The following is a 19040-nucleotide window of genomic DNA, read 5'->3' as shown; positions in this document are numbered from 1 at the left end:
AAAGACTTGCTACAAAGGTATAACGGGTGCGGCAAGTATGCTTATACAATTAACAAAAACTTTTACATTATTTCTCCCTCAGCCTGAAATAAGTATAAGCTCAAGCTTAACCACTGATGAGTTATACATGCTCTGGCAGCGTCAAAATACCAAAAGCTTAATTAATGGCATCGGTAGGTTCTACGTGAATCATTACGTCTATAAACTGCGGCAGGTGCTGCTGTATGTTATCTTTTACCTCATGCGCCACCACGTGCCCTTGCTCCACAGTCATGTTTTTATCTACCCAGATGTGCAGGTCGGCGTGGTTCATTACTCCCATCTTACGGGTATGGCATTTCTGTACTTTCACTACATTCGGCACCTCTTCAGCTAGCGCTGCCACACGGTTGTTAAGCTCCGGGTCAAGGTCTTCGTCCAGTAACTCCCCGATGGCCGGCCTTACAATTTTGTAGGCGTTGATCAGGATGATGCCAGCGGCTAAAAGGGCGGCCCAATCGTCGGCCACTTCATACCCCTCTCCGCCTACAATACCTATGGTTATGCCTATAAACGCTGCACCAGAGGTGATAGCGTCGCTCCGGTGGTGAAATGCATCAGCTTTTACTGCGTCACTGTTTGTTTCTAGCCCTGTTTTCAGCACGAACCTGTACAGCAGCTCTTTGGTAACGATAACCACCAGCAGAATAATCAGCGTAAAGGGAGCCGGACTTTTGTGAGGCGACTGTATATTAAGAATGCTCTCCTTAGCGATTAGAATGGCGGCTGCGCACAAGGCTAAGGCAATGCCAATGGCTACCAGTGCCTCTGCCTTACCGTGGCCGTACGGGTGGTTCTGGTCTGCTGGTTTAGAAGACCACTTTAAGCCAAGCCACAGCATGGTAGAGGTGAAAATATCGGCAGTAGACTCAATGGCATCGGCAACAAGGGCAAACGAATGGCCAAAAATGCCGCCGAGCGCTTTCACAATCGCCAGAAAGCCACTGAATACAATGCCGATAAGCGTGGTTTTAAGCCCTTCGTGGGAGGGTGGTGTCTGCTTTGCCATGTAATTTCTTTCCCTTCAGAGTCTTCAGAATTCAGCACAGTTACCAGAAGGAATGTAGACCCCGCCAGCTTGCTGGTAAACAACCTGCGCGCCAAGATGGCTGGCATAGGCCAGAAAGCCGCTCCCCACAAGTAAGAGCAAAACTACTAAAATCTGCAGAAGGCGTGGCTTAAATTTTATCAGCTGAGAACGTTGCGCTATATCTACCAGCGCGGCAACAGTAAAGGTATAGGCCAGATACTGGGCGTAAATTTCATGGTCTTTCAGTACGGTTGGGTCACAGAGCTTGCGCGATACAATGCCATCGGCCATATCGCCGGTGAAGATGCTGACCCAGGCGGCAAGGGCGCCGGTATACAATAAAAAAGAACCCGACTTCTGCCAGAACTCAGCAGAAGCGGGTTTTAAAAACAATGCAAACAATTTTAAGAGCGTAGCAAAAATCAGCAGCGCAATCGGGAAATGAACCGTGAGCGGATGCCATACTTCTGTTCGCCAAAAAGTTGGTTCGGCCATGCTACTCCAGTATTCTTACCGCAATCGGCTCCAGGCGCTGTCCTACTTTCTCTACCTCAACCTCTACCTGCTGGCCTGTTTCCAGTTGTTCAAACGCAACGGTTTCGCCATTTCTGGTGAGTGTGGTATTCTCGTTAAAGTATAGTTCCAGGCGCTTGTCGTCAGCCGTTTTAACGTAAATCTCTGTTTTATCTGCTTCCACTTCGTCAACAGTTCCCTGGTAAGTGCCAGACTCTACTACATCTGTGCCTTCCTCGCAAGAATAAAGAAACGGCACCATAAATAACAGGGCCAGCAAAATTGGTTTGATACGATTCATAGTTAGTAAATTTAGTTTAGTTAAAAATTATGTTGTTGATTTAAAATAAGCTGAGCGATACAAATATAACAAATCCTGCATACGGAACTTCAAATAAAAGCGGTATGGCGACTGTTAAACTAATGACTTGATGAAGGCCTCCATGTGCTGCAGAAAAAGATGGATGTGATAGCCATCTGCCAGGGCATGATGCACCCGAACGCTGAGCGGCAGCATTACTTTTTCGCCCTGCTTCTCCATCCGCCCAAAAACCAGTTTCGGAATAGCATCATCCGGATCATCTGTGTGGGCGTGTTCCATACCGTTTACCTTAAACCACGGCAGCGTTGTTGCGTGCACCACGTCGGGCCCGTTGTAACCATAAAACAGATTGTTCGATTTCTTTACTTCTTCCACAACCGCCGAGGCCTCTTTACAGAAAGTATGCAGGTCTGGGTGGTGCGGCAGGTGCACAAAGGAAACGGTTTTGTTGTCTTTCAGAACAGTGGTGGAGATATCTGCGGCATCATACTTCACTACGGCATCGCCTTCCAGCCGCAACAGGAAATTTTCTGTTTTACGCACCGCTGCGGTGGCTGCATGCATGTAAGCTAGAAAAACAGACAAGCCATTGCGCTTGCAATAATGGTAAAGGTTGGTTATTTCAACCTCGGTATGCACGTTAAAAAAGGGCTGCGTAAAGCTTCTGAAAAAATGGAAATGCTCTTCCCGGTCCCAGCCTTTTGTGTTGAAGTATGTTTTATTGTGTCGAGTTTGCGAGGCCATCAATTTTTTACTAATCGGATGTTTTTCGAAGCAGCAAAGGTACGACATACTGTGTGAGCAGTGAAGAGAGAATGGGACGGAAATGTTATTTTGGTGCGGCAGTAAGTATAAATCACTGGTTTTCTTGCGGATGAATTTGCCTGCACCAAAAACTGTTGTTATCAAGTTATACTTTGTGATGAGAGTGTTTAGATAAAATGGCTGCTAACCAATAAACGAAAACCATACTTCTGACTGAGCCATTTTCAGGAGTTGTGGCCTGGAAAATGCTGAATGAAAGTTAGAAGAAGTATAAGAAATACTTACTGCGATCTTAACAGACACGTTACCAACTACGTAGCCTGATTATTTGGCTAAGGTTATACTTTACCTCGCCACCAAAGCAGGCACCTCGGCAAACATGCCTTGTATCATATCTACTAAAGCAGTCGGGTATACGCCCACCCAAACCAGCAGCAGCGTTAGAACAGCCAATGTGCCGACACTGGCGATGTAGATGGAAGGGCGGAGCTTTACGGCTGGTTCTTTTTCCGTGTCCGGTTGCTGGAACATGACCGCGATGATCTTGATGTAGTAGTATAAACCGATCACGCTGTTGAGTACGAGCATGGACACCAGCAACCATTTCTGCGTGTTCATGCCTGCCGCCAGTACATAGAATTTGCCCACGAAACCGGCGGTGAGCGGAATGCCGGCCAGCGATAGCAGCATGGCGGTAAAGGCTGTGGCCGTCCAGGGGCGGCGCCAGAGCAGCCCCCGAAAATCGTCCATTTGCTCGGCATCGCGGCTGTTATCGGAGAGCATGGCAATGACGCCGAAAGCGCCTACCGTTGTGATAAAGTATGCGACGAGGTAAAAGGTGACAGCCTCCACACCCATCTGGCTGCCTGCCAAAAAAGCCACCAGCAAGTACCCTAAATGCGAGATGGAAGAGTAAGCCAAAATGCGCTTCACGTTTTGCTGCATCAGCGCCAGCAGGTTTCCGGCAAACATGGAGGCAATAGCTACAATGGTAAAAATCAGCATCAGGGTAGGGTAACGGAACCCGTCCACTTCCATAAAAAAGCGAATCAGCAGGCCCAGCACACCGCCTTTAGATACCGTGGCAACAAAAGCGGTGACCGGAGCAGGGGCGCCTTCATACACATCAGGCGTCCACATATGGAAGGGAACCACGCTGAGTTTAAACCCGATGCCGATAATCATCATCCCAAAACCTGCAAGCAGCAGCATGGGTAATTCCCGGTACCCCGACATAGCCGCGGCAATTCCTTCGAACGTCATGGTGCCGGTGCTGAAGTATACCAGCGCCATCCCGAAGAGCAGAAAAGCCGACGAAAAAGCAGCCAGAATCAGGTATTTAATGCCTGCCTCATCGGAGCGCTCCCGCACCCGCAAGTATGAAATGAGCGCATACAAGGCCACACTGAGTACTTCCAGCCCCAGAAACAGCGAAGCAAAGTGCTTGCTGATCACCAAGACGCAAGCGCCTAAAGTAGCCAGAATCAGTAGGATATAGTACTCTTCTTTCTGCTCTTTTTGCTGCTCAAAATAAGCGTAAGACAGCATGCTGATGAGCAGCGCAGTTGCCAGCATCAAGCCCATGTAAAACACAGCAAAGCCATCAATGACCAGCAGCGGCTCGATGGTATATTCCGTTACCGCGCGCAACTCAAAAAGCGAAAGAAAGGCCGCCACAAACGATATAGCCGTGATAACATAAATGATTTTATGGTTGCGCCATGCCGCGATCACCAGCATAATAAGCAGGGCCGCAAACGTAAGTATGAGCAGCGGCATCAGGTGTAGAAAATCGTTTTGGCTCATGGTTTTATCAATTTGAAGCTTTGAATATGTTTTTCATTTTTGCTGGTAGCATCTGCTTATTAGGCGCGAGCTTGCAGCTCGCGCCTAATAAGCAGATGCTACTTAGTTTTGCGTATTGTTTGGGCCTTTGGCCCGGTCAGTTACAAATCCGACTTTATAGGTAGACACGGTTTGCAAACCCGCGCCAGTAAAATTCATTTACTCGATTTCTCAATGCTTAACTCCGCTTCCGGCACCTCTACCAGAACCACTTTCTTCTCTTCCACCTCCAGCTCCTGATAGGCTTTAAGTTGTTGGTTTATACTTGGCAGGGCAGTATCGAGTATGGGCTGAGGGTAGAGGCCTAGCCAGAGGATCATGGCTACCATTGGCAAGCTGATCAGCATTTCGCGAGAGGTAAGATCCGGGAGCGGCCGATCTGTGGGGGCGGGTTCGTAAAACACTTTCTGCATGATGCGCAGCGAGTATACCGTGGCCAAAACCAAGCCGATGGTGGCGAAAACCGTGAGCCAGTTATTGGCCTGCCAGGAACCGACAAGCGTAAGAAACTCTGCGATAAAATTGCCCAGGCCCGGCAGTCCCAGCGAAGCCATCACGAAAATAAGCGCAATCACGCCCATTTTGGGCGCTTTGGACCAAAAACCACCCATTTGCTGTATGTCGCGGGTATGAAGGCGCTCGTATAAAAAGCCAGCGATTATGAATAGCGCACCGGTGCTCAGTCCGTGCGCGATCATCTGCATCACCACGCCCTGCAGTGCCCAGGTGTTAAAGGCAAAGACACCAAGTATAACAAAGCCCATGTGGCTCACGCTGGTATAAGCCACCAGGCGTTTCAGGTCGGTTTGCGAGAAGGCAAGTATGGCCCCGTAAATTATCCCAACCACACCCAGCAGCATGGCCCAGGGCGCAAATTCCAGGGCGGCATCCGGGAACAGCGGCAGCACAAAGCGCAGCAAGCCATAGGCTCCTGTTTTTAGCAGCAGCCCGGCAAGTATGATACTGCCCGCCGTTGGTGCTTCGGAGTGCGCGTCGGGTAGCCAGGAGTGAAAAGGCACAACAGGCAGTTTCACCAAGAAAGCAGCTAGAAAACCGAACATCAGCAGGCGCGCAGCCAGCGGATCGAGAGTGGTTTCGAGCAGCTCGAAGTAGTTGAAAGTATACATGCCCGTCTGGCTGCCGTGGGTGAAGTATAAACCAAGTATGGCCAGCAGCATGAGCAAACCCGACGCCTGCGTGAACAGGAAAAACTTGTAGGCGGCGTAATTGCGGTTGGCATGCCCCCAAACCCCGATCAGAAAATACATCGGGATCAGCATCACCTCCCAGAAAAAATAAAACAGGAACAGGTCCATCGTTAGGAACACGCCCGTGATGCCGGCCAGTACCCAAAGCAGGTTAAAATGGAAGAAGCCGGTTTTAGTGTTGATCTCGCGCCAGGAAATGAGCACGGCCAGCGCACCCAGAAAAAAGGTGAGCAGCAGCATCAGCAGGCTCAGGCCATCGAGGGCAAGTATAAAATTGACACCCCACTGCGGAATCCAGGGGATTTCGAGGCGGATGAGCCAGGGAGAGGAACCGGTAACAGCCGTTGGCGTGCCGAGCCAAAGGAAGAGAGCGAGTATGAGATCAGTGAGGATGGCAAACAGCGCAATCCAGCGGGGCAGCACGGGGTGCCACTTTTTAGAAAGCCAGGCCAACACGCCGCCAGCCATCAAAAGCACGATCATCCAAAGCAGTATCATAGGAATAAACTTATGGTTAGAATCATGATGGCGCCGACCACAATGCCCATCACATAGCTGCGTAACACCCCGCTCTGGCTCTGCGAAAGCATCACATGGAAGCCCTCGGCCATACGGGCAAGTCCGGTATAAAAACTGTCGATGATGTCGCGCTTGTTAAGGTTGGACAGGAACACGTAGGGCCGCACAAACAGGTTGTCATACAGCGCATCAAAGCCCCAGCCAGCAAACCAGAACTGCTGCAAGCGCACAGCCAACCCATTGTGCATGAGGCGGTGTAGCAAGTAAGGGCTTTTGATGTAGAATAGATAGGCCACGTAAACGCCACCCAGCGATACAACCGCCGCCAGTACCTGGAAAAGCCATTCGTTTGCCGCCAGGCTGGCGCTAGCCTCAATGGCAGGCAACACCGGTTGCAACAGGTCAGAGAAGAGCACCAAATGCCCGAAGTTGTGCGGCAACTCTATAAACCCACTCACCAGCGAAAGTATGGCCAGCAGGATTAAAGGTATAGTAATGAGCTTGCCTGGCGGATGCGATACATGGGTTCTAGCAGGGCCGTAGAATGTGAGAAAGACCATCCGAAAAGTATAAATCGAAGTAATAAAAGCACCGGCAAGGCCAGCAGCGTACAGCCATACATTGCCGTTCTCGCCAGCCAGGGCATACCATAAAATCTGATCTTTGCTGTAGAAACCGGCGGTAATCAGGGGCAGCGCAGCCAGGGAGCCAGCCCCGATCAGGAAGGTCCAGAACACGACGGGCATACTTTTGCGCAGCCCGCCCATGTGCCGCATGTCCTGCTTGTGGTGCAGCGCCAGTATTATGACCCCGGCACACAGGAAAAGCAGCGCCTTAAAGAATGCGTGAATCATGAAATGGAAAATGCCCGCCGACCAGGCGCCCACGCCCAATGCCAGAAACATATACCCAATCTGGCTGATGGTGGAGTAGGCGAGGACGCGCTTCAGGTCATACTGCGTAAGGGCCGAGAACCCGGCAATGAGCAGGGTGGCCGCACCTACAACAGCCACCAGCAGCTGCGCCAACGGAGCCAGCTCAAACACTACGTTCATTCGCGCGATCAAGTACACTCCAGCTGTTACCATAGTGGCCGCATGTATTAGGGCCGAGACAGGCGTAGGGCCAGCCATGGCATCGGGCAGCCAGGTTTGCAGCGGCAACTGCCCCGATTTACCCACGGCACCACCTAAAAGCAGCAAGGCTACCAGCAAAGCACCTTCGGACCCGACCGGCCATACTTGTGGGGCATCAGAAAGTATACTTTGAATGTTGAGCGTACCGAAAAGCTGGAAAAGCAGGAACAGACCAATCGCCATGGCTGTGTCGCCGACGCGCGTGATGATGAAAGCCTTGCGGGCGGCATAGCCGTTGGCGGGCTCCTTGTACCAAAACCCGATGAGCAAGTAGCTGCACAAGCCCACGCCTTCCCAGCCCAGGTATAAAAGCAGCAGGTTATCGGCCAGCACCAGCACCAGCATCGAGCCGACAAACAAATTCATACAGGCAAAGAATCGGGCAAAATCTGCCTCGTCGGCCATGTAGGCGGTGGCGTACAGGTGAATCAGAAATCCCACAAAGGTAATCACGAAGATGAAGACCATGGAAAGTGCATCGACGTGAAAAGCGATGGAAGGCGTGAAACCCGCCACGCTGAACCACTGCCATACTTCCTGCTGGTAATAAAGCGGCAGATCAGCCAGGAATTCAAGCCCTAAAAGTATAGTTACTAGTGCACTAACGCCCACGCTGCCCACCCCGACAACAGCTAGCAGCGGCCTGGGCAAGCGCCCTCCGAAAAGCACTAAAAGTATGGCTCCTAAAAATGGCAAAGCCGGAATTAACCAGAGTAGATTTTCCATAGCGTTATCCTTTCATGATGTTGGCTGCATCGCTGTTGAGCGTTTTGAGTTGGTGGTAAATCTGTAATATAAGCGCCAGCCCAACCGATACTTCGGCAGCAGCCATAGTCAGGATGAAGATGAACATGATCTGCCCGTCGGGTTGCACCCAGCGCGTGCCCGCCACAATAAAGGCCAAGCCGGCGGCATTGAGCATAATCTCCACCGAGATCAGCATAAAAATGATGTTACGCCGAATCAGCACACTGATCAAGCCGAGCATAAAAAGTATTCCTGCCAGCAGTAAAGCGGCTTCCATGGATGCGGTGCTCATGCGGCTGCGCTCCTTTCCTGTAAAAACCGGTGAACGACTTTCTTCTTCTGCCTGCCTAAATGGTATGCGCCCACAATGCCCGCCATCAGCAGAATGCCGCAGAGTTGCACACCCAGCAAGTATGGCCCGAACAGCGCCAGCCCGACCAGTTTGGCATCCACGGCAACCAGCGCTTCTGTTTGCAAGGGGTTGGCACCCAATAGGATATAGGCCAGCTCGGCCAGCAGCACCGCCGATAAAAGGGCAGGGCCCACCCAAACCGAGGGCTTCAGCCACTCTTTTTCGCGCTGCACGTCCTCTTTGGTCATGTTCAGCATCATAATCACGAAAATGATGAGCACCACAATGGCCCCAGCGTAGATGATGATCTCCAGCGCAGCCATAAAGGGTGCGCCAAGCGTGAAGAATACCACGGCCACCGCCATAAAAGACACCACCAGGTAGAGCAGCGCGTGAATCATGTTGTAGCGGGTGATGACCATGATGGTGGAAAGGATGGCAACCGCCGCCGCAATATAAAATGTGAGTTCCATAGGCTTTAAGGTATTAAGCTTTTGATGTCTACCGGAGGGGCTTCGTTTTCGGCCTCGCCCTTGCCTTTGCCGCCAATGGCCATACCAGCCACTTTGTAATAATTGTAGCCCGGATACTTGCCCTCGCTGTTGATGAGCAGGTCTTTCTTTTCATACACCAGGTTCTGGCGGTTGTACTCGCCCATTTCAAAATCAGGGATGAGCTGGATGGCGTAGGTGGGGCAGGCGTCCTCGCAGTAGCCGCAGAAAATGCAGCGCGAAAAGTTAATGCGGAAGAAGTCGGGATAGCGGCGGCCGGCGTCGTCTTCGGTGGCTTGCAGTGCGATGCAGTCTACGGGGCAGGCCACGGCACAGAGGTTGCAGGCCACGCAGCGCTCACCGCCGTCGGGGTCGCGGGTGAGCACGATGCGGCCGCGCCAACGGGTAGGCAGGATGGGTTTTTCCTCGGGGTAAAGTATGGTTTCCCGCTTATGAAACGCGTGCAGAAACGTGAGCCACATACTTCGCAACAAACTAAACATAGCTGCTCCTTTCGTTTTAAGTGTTCTTTTTATACTTGTGCTGTGCCAGGTCAAACCACCCCTAACCCCTCCTTGTCCAAGGCGGGGAATTTTCTTACTTCTTAACTTGAGTAGTTTTGTAGCACAAGTTTACTTTCTATTTTTATTGACCTTTGCTGCAAGCTCGCACCAGCGGTAAGTAACTTCTAAACTCTCTAACTCTTAAACTCCCCAATCACTCATTCACCCAAAGCACCACAGCAGCTGTTACCAGCAGGTTAAGCAGCGTTAGCGGTAGCAGGATTTTCCAGCCGTATTCCATCAGTTGGTCATACCTGGGGCGGGGCATAGAGGCGCGGAGCAGGATGAAGATCATCAGGAAAAAGGCTGTTTTCAGGATAAACCATACCACCGGCGGCAGGAAGTCCGGGCCGAGCCAGCCGCCAAAGTATAGCGTCACTATCATGCAGGAAATCAAGGTGATGCCCATGTACTCCCCGATGAAGAACATGCCGAACTTCATACCCGAGTACTCCGAGTGAAAGCCCGCCACCAGCTCGCTTTCGGCCTCCGGGATATCGAAAGGCAGGCGGTGCGTTTCAGCGATGCCCGCGATGAAAAAGATGACAAACCCGACAATTTGCGGAATGAAAAACCACAGGCCGCGCTGTGCCTCCACAATCTCCACCAGGCTGAACGAGCTGCTCAACAGCACCACACCCATCAGCGAAAGCCCCATGAAAACCTCGTAAGAGATCATCTGCGCCGCACCGCGCATGGCACCCAGTAAGCTATACTTGTTGTTAGAGGCCCACCCACCCAGTATGATACTATAAGCGCCCATCGACGACATGGCCAGGAAAAACAGCAGCCCGATGTTCAGGTCGGCCACTATCACGCCCGGCGCGAACGGGATTACCACAAAACTCATGAGCACGGTAACCACCACAATGGCCGGGGCAAGTATAAACACAGGCTTATCGGCGAAAGGTGGTATCCAATCCTGCTTAAAAAACAGCTTGATGGAGTCGGCGGCCACGATGAACAGTCCCAGCGGACCCGCCCGGTTCGGGCCGTAGCGGTCTTGGAACAAGGCAAGCAGGCGGCGCTCTACCCAGATGAGTGCGGCGGCCACGTTGAGCATCACGAACAGCACGCCGCCGATGATCAGAAAGTAGTTTGGGGCTGCTTCTTCCATTTTATGTCTCGGTTAAGTATGGCCCAGGCGGGTAACTCGGCGAAAGGCACGCCCGGCAAACCGTTTGGCATGCCGGCGGCTCCGCTGGGTATGATCTGGCTTAGTTTTATGGGTAATTGATACACCTGCCCTTCGATGGAAAAGCTGAGGAGCTGGCCCTCGCTTAGCTTCATGCGTTGGGCATCGGTGGCATTGATGGTAACATAAGGCTCGGGAATGCGCTCCCGGATGGCGGCTGCCTGGTTGCTGAGCTCTTCGGAACCAAAGGTATGATGCAGCGGCAGCATGTATAAGTGGCCCTCCAAAGGTATAAATGCCTGCGGCACGGCTACCGAAAAAGGCGCGGTGCCAATCGGTTCGATGAGCCTTACGCCAGGGTCTCCGCCTTTGAGGTGCCCGCCCACTTCCTGCTGGTATTTGTTGGTGGCCTGCACCGAGTTCCAACCCGGCGACCAGAAAAAAGGAATAGCCGATGAAGGCGGCTGGCCACGGTAGCCCTCCATGGTATAAGAAAGCGGCGAATCGGGGTCTTGCGGCGGTTTGGGCTCGCTTACGTTTATATTGGCAAGCATGGAGGTGCGCCCGCTAAAACGGTGCGGCTCGCGCGGTATTTTCTGGCCTGCAATCCGGAAATCGGATGTTGGAGCGGCTTTTTTTATACTTCGCAGCGCCGGAATCTCATCGGTCAGGGCTTTTACAATATCGTCGTAGCCTTGCCAGCTGCTGATCTGTTCGTCGGCCATGATAGTGCCCAGCTCGGCCAGCCAGTGCCAGCTCTCCTGAATTTCCTCGGGCGTGGCGTGTACCTGGAAAAAGCGCTGCGCCCGCCCTTCGTTGTTGATGAGCGTACCGTCGGCTTCCGAGAAAGCGCCGACTGGCAATAGTATGTCGGCTTTTTCGGTGGTGGCGTTGTGTAGATGATCCAGCACGATGACCTGCTCGCAGCGGTCCAGGAACTGCGTTACGCGAGCGGTGCTGGCCCTTCGGAAAAGATCATTCTCCAAGATGATAACCGTGTCGGCGTAATCGTTCAGCACAGCCTCGAAAGCGGATTCCAGTTTGTGGCCGCCCATCAGCGCCAAACCCATACTGTTGCACTCCGGCACCACCAAGCTTATACTTGCAGCTTTCTCGCGCGCAATAAGGGCGTGGGAAATGTTGGCGGCGGCTTTCAGCACACGCTCGTTGCCGGAAGAGGTGCCTGAGATTACCAAAGGCTTATTGGCTTGCATCAGCGCATCGGCAATTTGCTGCGCCAGCGCCTGATCTTCCTCGCTGATGCCCCGTACCTCCGGCGAATCAGGGTGAATCAGATTTGCCACCGCAAAGCCTAGGCGGGCAATATCGTCGGGGGCGTTAAAGTATGTTTTAGTAGCCAGCTCATCGAGCTTGGTCGGGGTGTAGTGCGCCATGAAAAGCGGGCCTTGTTCGGATTGAATTAGCGCACGGGCAGCGGCATCCTGCCATACCGGAATATTGGCTTTCGAGACTTGCTCCAGCATCGGTTTCTGCCGCACCGATTGCCGCACGGCCAAAGCCATCAGCGGCGCAGTATTCGTCAGGTCTTCGCCAAGTATAAATACGGCATCGCACTGCTCAGTCTCCTGCAAGGTTGGCGTGGGGGCAGAGCCTTCGCTAAGTATGTTCAGGGCCAGGTCTACCAGATCGTGGCTGGTATCGGATACGCCATGATGGAAATTATCCTCGCCCACCAGTTTACGCAGCACATAATTCGATTCCAGTGATGCGCGCGGCGAGCCAATACCGATTACCCGGCCAGCTTTGAGGGCGGAGGCGGTTGCTTTCAAGGCGGTGTACTTATCGGTGGCCTCAGGCAGCATCTGGCGCACCAGCGGCATGCGCACGCGGCCCGCACTGTTCACGAACTCATAGCCAAAGCGGCCCCGGTCGCAGAGGAAGTAGCCGTTCACCTCGCCGTTATACCTGTTGGTGATGTTGCGTATGGTGCCATACCTTTCGCCGGCAATGGTGTTGCAGCCAAGGCTACAATGGTGGCAAACCGAAGGAGCAGAGGTTAGATCCCATTTGCGGGTATAGTGCTGCTTCAGGGTTTTATCAGTAAACACGCCTGTGGGGCATACTTCGGCCAGGTTGCCGCTGAACTCGCTCTCCAGCACGCCATCCTCGGCACGGCCAAAGTATAAATGGTTGTGCGCCGCAAACACATCCAGGTCTTTGCCGCCGGCATAGTCTTTATAATAGCGCACGCAGCGGTAGCACTGTATGCAGCGGTTCATTTCGTGGTTGAGGAAGGGGCCGAGGTACTGGTTAATATAGGTGCGCTTGTCGAAGCGGTACTGGCGGTAATTATGGCCGGTCATCACGGTCATGTCCTGCAGATGGCAGGAGCCGCCCTCGTCGCAGACGGCGCAATCGTGGGGGTGGTTGGTCATGAGCCAGCCGATGATGTGCGCCCGAAACTCTTTGGCTTCCAGGTCGGCTATCGAAACACGCATACCCTCGCGCACCTGCTCCATACACGACATAAAGAGCTTTCCCTTGGTGTCGTTCTCGTCGCGGTATACTTTTACGGCGCACTGGCGGCATGCTCCGATCGAGCCCATGGCGGGGTGGTAGCAAAAGTATGGCAGGTCGAGGCCCAGCGAAAGACAGGCTTCGAGCAGGTTTTTTCCGGCTTTTACGTCGTAAGGTTTGTTATCTATGTAGATGGTTGCCATGCAGTGGTTTTGCTCCAGGGACAGTGATGTTCGTGTATATGCCGTTCAAAATCCTCCCTGAAATATTTCAGGGCGCTCTGCAGGGGTTCCATGGCACCGGGGGCAAGCGCGCAAAACGTGTTGCCGGGGCCAAGGTATTTGGTATGGAAGTCGAGGGTGAGGAGGTGCTCGGGCTTGCCTTCGCCGCGATCCAGGGCCAGCAGTATTTTCTCTACCCAGGGCAAGCCTTCGCGACAAGGGGTGCAGAAGCCGCAGGACTCCTGTGCAAAAAAGTGCTGCAGGTTGTGAACAAAGCCAACGGGGCAGGTTTGATCATCCAAAATTATCATAGTGCCCGTGCCCATGCGGCTGCCCGCGTTTTGTATGGACGGGTAATCCATGGGGAGGTCGAGGTGTTCTTCTACTAAGAAATCTGTGGAGGCGCCGCCTGGTAAAAGTCCTTTAAAAAGGTAGCCGTCCTGCATGCCGCCGGCGTGTACTTCCAACAGCTCACGGATGGTGGTGCCCATGGGCAGTTCCCAGCAGCCGGGCGTTTTCACGCGGCCGCTTACGCCGTAAAGTTTGGTTCCGGCATCCTCTGTTAATCCTAACTTCTTAAACCACTCCGCACCCTTATTAATGATGTGTGGAATGTTGCAAAGCGTTTCCACGTTGTTAACGATAGTCGGTTTGCCGAACAAGCCGCTGACCTGTGGAAAAGGGGGTTTTGCTCTGGGGTTGGCCCGTTTGCCTTCGAGGGCGTTGAGCAGGGCTGTTTCCTCGCCGCACATGTAGCGCCCCACACCGGTATGCAGGTGCATTTCCAGGTCGAAGCCGGAGCCAAGTATGTTTTTGCCGAGGTATCCGGCATCGTAAGCTTCGTGTATGGCTTGGGTAATTTCCTTTGCCGCCAGCTTGTAGGCCCAGCGCATGAACACATAGCTTATACTTGCCTGAATAGCATAGGCCGACACAATCATCCCTTCAATCAACTGATGCGGGTTGCCCTCCAGCAGCACGCGGTCCTTAAAAGTGCCGGGCTCCATCTCATCGGCGTTGGCTACCAGGTATTTGGGAGTGGCGGCATCATCTCCCATGGGCACAAAGCTCCACTTCAGACCTGTGTTAAAGCCCGCACCGCCACGGCCGCGCAGGTTAGAGTCTTTTACCAGCGTCTGCACTTCCTGCGGCGTCATCTCTTTTAGCACTTTACGCACCGATTGGTACCCCCCCACTTTCTCATACTCTTGTAAGTTGAGTGGTTTGCGGCCGGGTACAATGTGTTGGGTAAGCGGCTTTTCCATAGGCCCGCTTTTTCGGTTTAAGTATACTTCATCAAAATCTCATCCAGTTGTTCCACCGTTAGGTTGCGGTACAGATCATTGTCAATCATAAGGGCGGGGGCACAGTCGCAGGTGCCGAGGCAGCAGTTTGGGAGCAGGGTAAAGCGGCCATCTGCTGTGGTTTGGCCGTATTTTATACTTAGTTTTTCAAATAATTTATTGCGGATGTCTTCGTAACCCATCACGTAGCAGCTGATGCTGTCGCAGAGCAGAATGACATGGCGGCCCACCGGCCTCCGGAAGATCAGGTTGTAAAACGTTGCCACGCTGTCTAGCTCAGCCGTAGACATGCCCACATAGTCGGCCACATCCTTCAGGCTCTCATCCGACACCCAGCCATGGCTGTGCTGCACGATCTTCAGGGCCTCTATGCAGGCGTTCTTTGGTGTCGGCACCAGGCTTATCTCATGGTCGATCTGGTATTTTTCTTCTGTTGTCAGCATTTTTTAAATTGTTAAATTGCTGATTGTTAAACTTTTGTTTAGTCATGTGCTGGTGCGAGCTTGTAGCTCGTACCTCTATCTTGTGTGCGGTACGAGCTACAAGCTCGCACCAGCGGTGGTGGCAATTGCAATAAGCATAATTTATTTGTATCACTTTCCATATCTAATTTTGAATCCATAATTTCTAATTATCGCGTCACCTGTCAATATCCGCCAGCACATAATCCATGGCCCCAAGTATAGAAAGCAAGTCTGCTACGGTATAGCCTTTGGTGATGTAAGGCAGCATTTGCATGTGCGGGAACGAGGGGGTGCGTATGCGCAGGCGGTAGGGTGAGGTGTTGCCGTCGCTGGTAACGTAATAGCCGTTGGCGCCTTTGGTCGCTTCGATGCAGCTCATAGCTTCGCCGAAAGGCATTACAGGCCCCCAACTCATACCCAGAAAATGTGTGATCAGGGTTTCGATATCGTGCATGGTATTTTTCTTGATAGGCGGCGTAGTGAGCGGATGATCAGCTTTGTAAGGGCCTTCGGGCATGTTTTTAAGGCATTGCTCGATGATGCGCAGGCTTTGGCGCATTTCTGCCACGCGCACCAAGGCACGGTCGTAGCAATCTCCGTTGGTGGCGGTCGGCACGTCAAAATCGAACATCTCATACCCGGAGTAAGGTTGCTTTTTCCGGAAGTCCCATTCAAAACCGCAGGCACGCAGGTTCGGCCCTGTTACGCCCCATTCGATGGCTTCATCCAACGTAAATATGCCGATGCCTTTGGTGCGGGCCTTGAACAGGCTGTTCTTCATCACCATGTTGTCGTACTCTTTCAGCCGCTTCGGGAAGTAGTTGAGAAAATTCTGCACCAGCTTTTCCCAGCCTTTGGGCAGGTCCTGCGCCACGCCGCCTATGCGGAACCAGTTCGGGTGCATGCGTCCGCCGGTGATAGCTTCTACTATATCAAATATTTTCTCGCGATCGGTGAACATGTAGAACACTGGCGAGAGCTGGCCTACATCCTGGGCAAAAGTGCCGTACCAAACCAGGTGGCTGGCAATCCGAAACAACTCGCAGAGCATCACACGGATCACTTTTACCCGCTCCGGCACCTCTATACCGGCAAGTTTCTCCACGGCCATCAGGTAAGCGAGGTTGTTCATCACGCCGCCCAGGTAATCCACGCGGTCGGTGTAGGGGAGGTAGGTGTGCCACGACTGCCGCTCGGCCATTTTTTCCTGCCCGCGGTGGTGGAAACCGATATCAGGTATGGCATCCACAATATCCTCGCCATCCAGTTGCAGCACAATGCGCAATACGCCATGCGTGCCGGGGTGCTGCGGGCCGATATTCAGGAACATAAAATCACTGTCTTCGCTTTGTCGCGCCAGACCCCATTCCTCGGGTTTAAACTGCAGAGCTTCCTGCTCCAAATCCATTTTATCGTCATACAAAGCAAAAGGCCCCATTTCGGTGGCGCGGGCAGGATGCTCTTTCCGAAGCGGATGGCCAACCCAGGTGCGCGGCATCAGGATACGGTAAAGGTGCGGATGCCCTTCGAAGCGGATACCGAACATATCGTATACTTCGCGCTCGTACCAGTTGGCATTTGCCCAAAGTCTGCTTATACTTTGCACCGTCGGGAACTCGTCCCGGAAGCCGACTTTTAGCCGGATAAAGCTGTTGCGCTCGAAAGAAAGGAGGTGGTAAATGATGGTGAAGGCAAAAGGAACGTGCCCGTTCTCGTGTTTGCGGGTGCGCTCGTCGGTGGCTGTTAGGTCGTAGAGTAGGGGGAAAGGCTGCGGAATGTCGTGCTTCAGAAAAGCCAGCACCTCCTTTATTTTGTCGTGCGGCATCCAGAGGGTGAGGATCTCATCCTTTGTGCTTTGCGGCTTAAACGTATCGGTGCCAAACCGCGCCTGCAGTTGCGCTACTATGCTGTTCCCGTTTTCCATGGGTGAATTCTGAAAAATGACCTGACTATGTTACTTCATGCTATACTTCTGTAGTTGGTATTTTATGATAAGTAAAAGTTATGATGTTAAAGTTTATTAAGTTCTGATTTTGATTCTTTAATTCAATTAGCTGAGTTTTGTCTCTTCTCCGCTGGTGCGAGCTTGCAGCTCGTATTTTAAGGTATTATGAAGGTACGAGCTGCAAGCTCGCACCAGCGGAAGCTCGTACCAGCACATGAAGTATTTACCTTCTGCAAACACCAGCACATAAGGCCTTTAACTCCCAACCTCACAAACCCCCTAACTCCTAAGCTCCCTACACTTCATCCGGCGATCGGAACTCCGTCATCTTGAATCTTGCTTCCTGCCGTCTTTCCTTTACATCAATCTTGTTTGGCCGGATCACGCCCTGCTCGCCGATTGTCCAGCTGAGTGGCCTTTTTTCTTTGCCTACTGATTCTGCCAGCAGCATCAGGCCTTCCATAAACGCATCGGGGCGGGGAGGGCAACCGGGTACGTATACATCCACAGGCAGAAATTTGTCCACGCCCTGCACCACACTGTAAATGTCGAACATGCCGCCGGAGTTGGCGCAGCTTCCCATCGAGATCACCCAGCGCGGCTCCATCATCTGCTCGTGCAAACGCTTTATTATCGGTGCCATTTTAATGAAAACCGTTCCGGCGATAATCATCACATCGGCCTCGCGCGGCGTGCCGCGTATCACTTCTGCCCCGAAACGGGCCACGTCATACTTTGGGGTCATGCTGGTGGCCATTTCTACAAAGCAGCAGCTCAATCCAAAATGGAAGGGCCACATGGAGTTTTTACGGCCCCAGGCCAGCAGGTCCTGCATAGTGCTGAGCATCACGCTTTGCTGCACGGTTTCCTCGTAAGAGCTAGTTCCGCTCGTTGCCTTTACCGGATCATCGGGTTTGCTTAGCCACCATTTCATGCGTAATTGTTTTATAATGAAGGTAGCTTGCAAAAAGGTGTATTTTCCTTTGCCTACCAGTCTGTTGTCAATTAAATCAGGCTGCAGGCTTTTGCAGCAGGCGCTTATAGGCAGCCAAAATCTTGCTGCCGCTTGGGCCGAAATCCAGAGCGCCGTTGCGCCACTCGTACACCAGCACCACGGCCAGCATCACAATGAAAACCAGCACGCCCAGGTAACCATACCAGCCCAACTCCCGAAAAGCAATCGCCCAGGAAAGTATAAATACCGTCTCCACGTCAAAAATGACAAAGAGCATGGCCACCAGGTAAAACTGGGAGGAGAAGCGTGTGCGTGCAGAACCTTCGCTAAGTATGCCGCCTTCGTAAGGCTCGCCGGTTGCGCGGTCGTTGTGGCGCTGGCCTAATACGTAAGACAGGCCAAGTATAAGCGCAACCAGGCTTAATACAATAGCGCCATAAACTACCATGGGCCACAGCAATGTTGTGCTTTCACTGGAAGTATCCAAAGTGGTTTCGCCTCCTATCGAATTCTGTGTCTAACTTAAAATTAATCAGAAAATGCTGTGCTGGTATTGCTCAGTGACCTGTAATATAGTGCTCCAGGTTATCAATGATGAACTTTTGTTCCTCGATGATGTACTTTACAATATCCCCAATCGAAACCAAGCCAACCAGCTTATCGCCTTCTAAAACCGGAAGGTGCCTTATATATTTTTGAGTCATCAGCTTCATGCAGCCTTCTACCGTGTCGTCTGGTGTTACGGTAGCGGGGTGCTCACTCATAATCTCACGTACTAGGGTTTCTTTAGAAGCCTTTCCTTTCAGTATAACTTTTCTGGCGTAGTCTCTTTCCGTAAAAATTCCCGCAAACCGCTCTTTATCCATTACCAGCAGGGCGCCCACATTCTTCTCAACCATGTACTCAAGCGCATAATAGACAGTGGCGGATGGATCAACAGAATAAGCGTTATGGCCTTTCTTCTGTAATATATGTCTTACTGTGCCCATAGTTACCTCCTCCTGGTTT

18 protein-coding genes are annotated in these 19040 nt (G+C 52.3%); all 18 read right to left on the bottom strand.

Features of this window, described 5'->3' with window-relative positions:
- Positions 1 to 157: 157 nt before the first annotated feature.
- The 18 genes from Q1B04_RS12385 to Q1B04_RS12300 all read right to left on the bottom strand — a co-directional run bounded on the left by Q1B04_RS12385 (position 158) and on the right by Q1B04_RS12300 (position 19021).
- Positions 158 to 1048, bottom strand: coding sequence for a cation diffusion facilitator family transporter (locus Q1B04_RS12385; protein ID WP_299759132.1), 891 nt, complete (start codon positions 1046 to 1048; stop codon positions 158 to 160).
- 24 nt (positions 1049 to 1072) lie between these two features.
- The gene (locus tag Q1B04_RS12380; protein WP_299759131.1) at positions 1073 to 1564 is read right to left on the bottom strand and encodes a DUF2231 domain-containing protein; all 492 of its coding nucleotides are present in this window, start codon (positions 1562 to 1564) and stop codon (positions 1073 to 1075) included.
- A gap of 1 nt (position 1565) precedes the next feature.
- On the bottom strand, positions 1566 to 1883 hold the full coding sequence (locus Q1B04_RS12375) for a hypothetical protein (RefSeq protein WP_299759130.1): 318 nt from the start codon (positions 1881 to 1883) through the stop codon (positions 1566 to 1568).
- Between the two features lie 114 nt (positions 1884 to 1997).
- On the bottom strand, positions 1998 to 2648 hold the full coding sequence (locus tag Q1B04_RS12370) for a CatA-like O-acetyltransferase (RefSeq protein WP_299759129.1): 651 nt from the start codon (positions 2646 to 2648) through the stop codon (positions 1998 to 2000).
- Positions 2649 to 3014: 366 nt separating this feature from the next.
- On the bottom strand, positions 3015 to 4475 hold the full coding sequence (locus Q1B04_RS12365) for an NADH-quinone oxidoreductase subunit N (protein WP_299759128.1): 1461 nt from the start codon (positions 4473 to 4475) through the stop codon (positions 3015 to 3017).
- Positions 4476 to 4669: 194 nt separating this feature from the next.
- Positions 4670 to 6220, bottom strand: coding sequence for an NADH-quinone oxidoreductase subunit M (gene nuoM, locus Q1B04_RS12360; protein ID WP_299759127.1), 1551 nt, complete (start codon positions 6218 to 6220; stop codon positions 4670 to 4672).
- Positions 6217 to 8103, bottom strand: a complete 1887-nt coding sequence (gene nuoL / locus Q1B04_RS12355; protein WP_299759126.1) for an NADH-quinone oxidoreductase subunit L — start codon at positions 8101 to 8103, stop codon at positions 6217 to 6219. Before nuoL ends, nuoM begins: the two co-directional genes overlap by 4 nt.
- Positions 8104 to 8107: 4 nt before the next feature.
- Complete coding sequence (nuoK, locus tag Q1B04_RS12350; RefSeq protein ID WP_119431143.1) at positions 8108 to 8416, bottom strand: NADH-quinone oxidoreductase subunit NuoK; 309 nt, start codon at positions 8414 to 8416, stop codon at positions 8108 to 8110.
- Positions 8413 to 8949, bottom strand: coding sequence for an NADH-quinone oxidoreductase subunit J (gene nuoJ, locus Q1B04_RS12345; RefSeq protein ID WP_299759125.1), 537 nt, complete (start codon positions 8947 to 8949; stop codon positions 8413 to 8415). Before nuoJ ends, nuoK begins: the two co-directional genes overlap by 4 nt.
- Before the next feature lie 5 nt (positions 8950 to 8954).
- Positions 8955 to 9470 carry an NADH-quinone oxidoreductase subunit NuoI gene (nuoI, locus tag Q1B04_RS12340; RefSeq protein ID WP_299759124.1) on the bottom strand — a complete coding sequence of 172 codons (516 nt, stop codon included), beginning with the start codon at positions 9468 to 9470 and terminating at the stop codon, positions 8955 to 8957.
- 214 nt (positions 9471 to 9684) lie between these two features.
- Entirely contained in the window at positions 9685 to 10647 is a 963-nt protein-coding gene (gene nuoH / locus Q1B04_RS12335) for an NADH-quinone oxidoreductase subunit NuoH (protein ID WP_299759123.1), read from the bottom strand.
- Positions 10617 to 13346, bottom strand: coding sequence for an NADH-quinone oxidoreductase subunit NuoG (gene nuoG / locus Q1B04_RS12330; RefSeq protein WP_299759122.1), 2730 nt, complete (start codon positions 13344 to 13346; stop codon positions 10617 to 10619). Before nuoG ends, nuoH begins: the two co-directional genes overlap by 31 nt.
- Positions 13328 to 14629 (bottom strand): NADH-quinone oxidoreductase subunit NuoF, encoded by a 1302-nt coding sequence (gene nuoF / locus Q1B04_RS12325; RefSeq protein ID WP_299759121.1) that lies wholly within the window; start codon positions 14627 to 14629, stop codon positions 13328 to 13330. Before nuoF ends, nuoG begins: the two co-directional genes overlap by 19 nt.
- A 17-nt stretch (positions 14630 to 14646) precedes the next feature.
- Positions 14647 to 15111, bottom strand: a complete 465-nt coding sequence (gene nuoE, locus Q1B04_RS12320) for an NADH-quinone oxidoreductase subunit NuoE (RefSeq protein ID WP_299759120.1) — start codon at positions 15109 to 15111, stop codon at positions 14647 to 14649.
- A 196-nt stretch (positions 15112 to 15307) separates the two neighbouring features.
- Positions 15308 to 17056, bottom strand: a complete 1749-nt coding sequence (gene nuoC, locus Q1B04_RS12315; protein ID WP_299759119.1) for an NADH-quinone oxidoreductase subunit C/D — start codon at positions 17054 to 17056, stop codon at positions 15308 to 15310.
- A 316-nt stretch (positions 17057 to 17372) separates the two neighbouring features.
- The gene (gene nuoB / locus Q1B04_RS12310) at positions 17373 to 18011 is read right to left on the bottom strand and encodes an NADH-quinone oxidoreductase subunit NuoB (protein WP_299759118.1); all 639 of its coding nucleotides are present in this window, start codon (positions 18009 to 18011) and stop codon (positions 17373 to 17375) included.
- Between the two features lie 76 nt (positions 18012 to 18087).
- Positions 18088 to 18480, bottom strand: a complete 393-nt coding sequence (locus Q1B04_RS12305) for an NADH-quinone oxidoreductase subunit A (protein ID WP_366524690.1) — start codon at positions 18478 to 18480, stop codon at positions 18088 to 18090.
- A 109-nt stretch (positions 18481 to 18589) separates the two neighbouring features.
- Positions 18590 to 19021: a CBS domain-containing protein gene (locus tag Q1B04_RS12300; RefSeq protein WP_299759116.1), complete on the bottom strand. Its 432-nt coding sequence runs from the start codon at positions 19019 to 19021 to the stop codon at positions 18590 to 18592.
- Positions 19022 to 19040: the final 19 nt, after the last annotated feature.

The organism is uncultured Pontibacter sp., assembly GCF_947495565.1.
Classification (GTDB): Bacteria; Bacteroidota; Bacteroidia; order Cytophagales; family Hymenobacteraceae; genus Pontibacter.
The sequence above is the reverse complement of the archived record's forward strand: the minus strand, read 5'-3'. Positions and strand labels throughout refer to the sequence as shown.

What these genes read in the sequence shown, in the direction of transcription:
- Q1B04_RS12385 (WP_299759132.1), bottom strand. Translation starts at nt 1,048, where the DNA reads ATGGCAAAGCAGACACCACCCTCCCACGAAGGGCTTAAAACCACGCTT.
- Q1B04_RS12380 (WP_299759131.1), bottom strand. Translation starts at nt 1,564, where the DNA reads ATGGCCGAACCAACTTTTTGGCGAACAGAAGTATGGCATCCGCTCACG.
- Q1B04_RS12375 (WP_299759130.1), bottom strand. Translation starts at nt 1,883, where the DNA reads ATGAATCGTATCAAACCAATTTTGCTGGCCCTGTTATTTATGGTGCCG.
- Q1B04_RS12370 (WP_299759129.1), bottom strand. Translation starts at nt 2,648, where the DNA reads ATGGCCTCGCAAACTCGACACAATAAAACATACTTCAACACAAAAGGC.
- Q1B04_RS12365 (WP_299759128.1), bottom strand. Translation starts at nt 4,475, where the DNA reads ATGAGCCAAAACGATTTTCTACACCTGATGCCGCTGCTCATACTTACG.
- nuoM (WP_299759127.1), bottom strand. Translation starts at nt 6,220, where the DNA reads ATGATACTGCTTTGGATGATCGTGCTTTTGATGGCTGGCGGCGTGTTG.
- nuoL (WP_299759126.1), bottom strand. Translation starts at nt 8,103, where the DNA reads ATGGAAAATCTACTCTGGTTAATTCCGGCTTTGCCATTTTTAGGAGCC.
- nuoK (WP_119431143.1), bottom strand. Translation starts at nt 8,416, where the DNA reads ATGAGCACCGCATCCATGGAAGCCGCTTTACTGCTGGCAGGAATACTT.
- nuoJ (WP_299759125.1), bottom strand. Translation starts at nt 8,949, where the DNA reads ATGGAACTCACATTTTATATTGCGGCGGCGGTTGCCATCCTTTCCACC.
- nuoI (WP_299759124.1), bottom strand. Translation starts at nt 9,470, where the DNA reads ATGTTTAGTTTGTTGCGAAGTATGTGGCTCACGTTTCTGCACGCGTTT.
- nuoH (WP_299759123.1), bottom strand. Translation starts at nt 10,647, where the DNA reads ATGGAAGAAGCAGCCCCAAACTACTTTCTGATCATCGGCGGCGTGCTG.
- nuoG (WP_299759122.1), bottom strand. Translation starts at nt 13,346, where the DNA reads ATGGCAACCATCTACATAGATAACAAACCTTACGACGTAAAAGCCGGA.
- nuoF (WP_299759121.1), bottom strand. Translation starts at nt 14,629, where the DNA reads ATGGAAAAGCCGCTTACCCAACACATTGTACCCGGCCGCAAACCACTC.
- nuoE (WP_299759120.1), bottom strand. Translation starts at nt 15,111, where the DNA reads ATGCTGACAACAGAAGAAAAATACCAGATCGACCATGAGATAAGCCTG.
- nuoC (WP_299759119.1), bottom strand. Translation starts at nt 17,056, where the DNA reads ATGGAAAACGGGAACAGCATAGTAGCGCAACTGCAGGCGCGGTTTGGC.
- nuoB (WP_299759118.1), bottom strand. Translation starts at nt 18,011, where the DNA reads ATGAAATGGTGGCTAAGCAAACCCGATGATCCGGTAAAGGCAACGAGC.
- Q1B04_RS12305 (WP_366524690.1), bottom strand. Translation starts at nt 18,480, where the DNA reads ATGGTAGTTTATGGCGCTATTGTATTAAGCCTGGTTGCGCTTATACTT.
- Q1B04_RS12300 (WP_299759116.1), bottom strand. Translation starts at nt 19,021, where the DNA reads ATGGGCACAGTAAGACATATATTACAGAAGAAAGGCCATAACGCTTAT.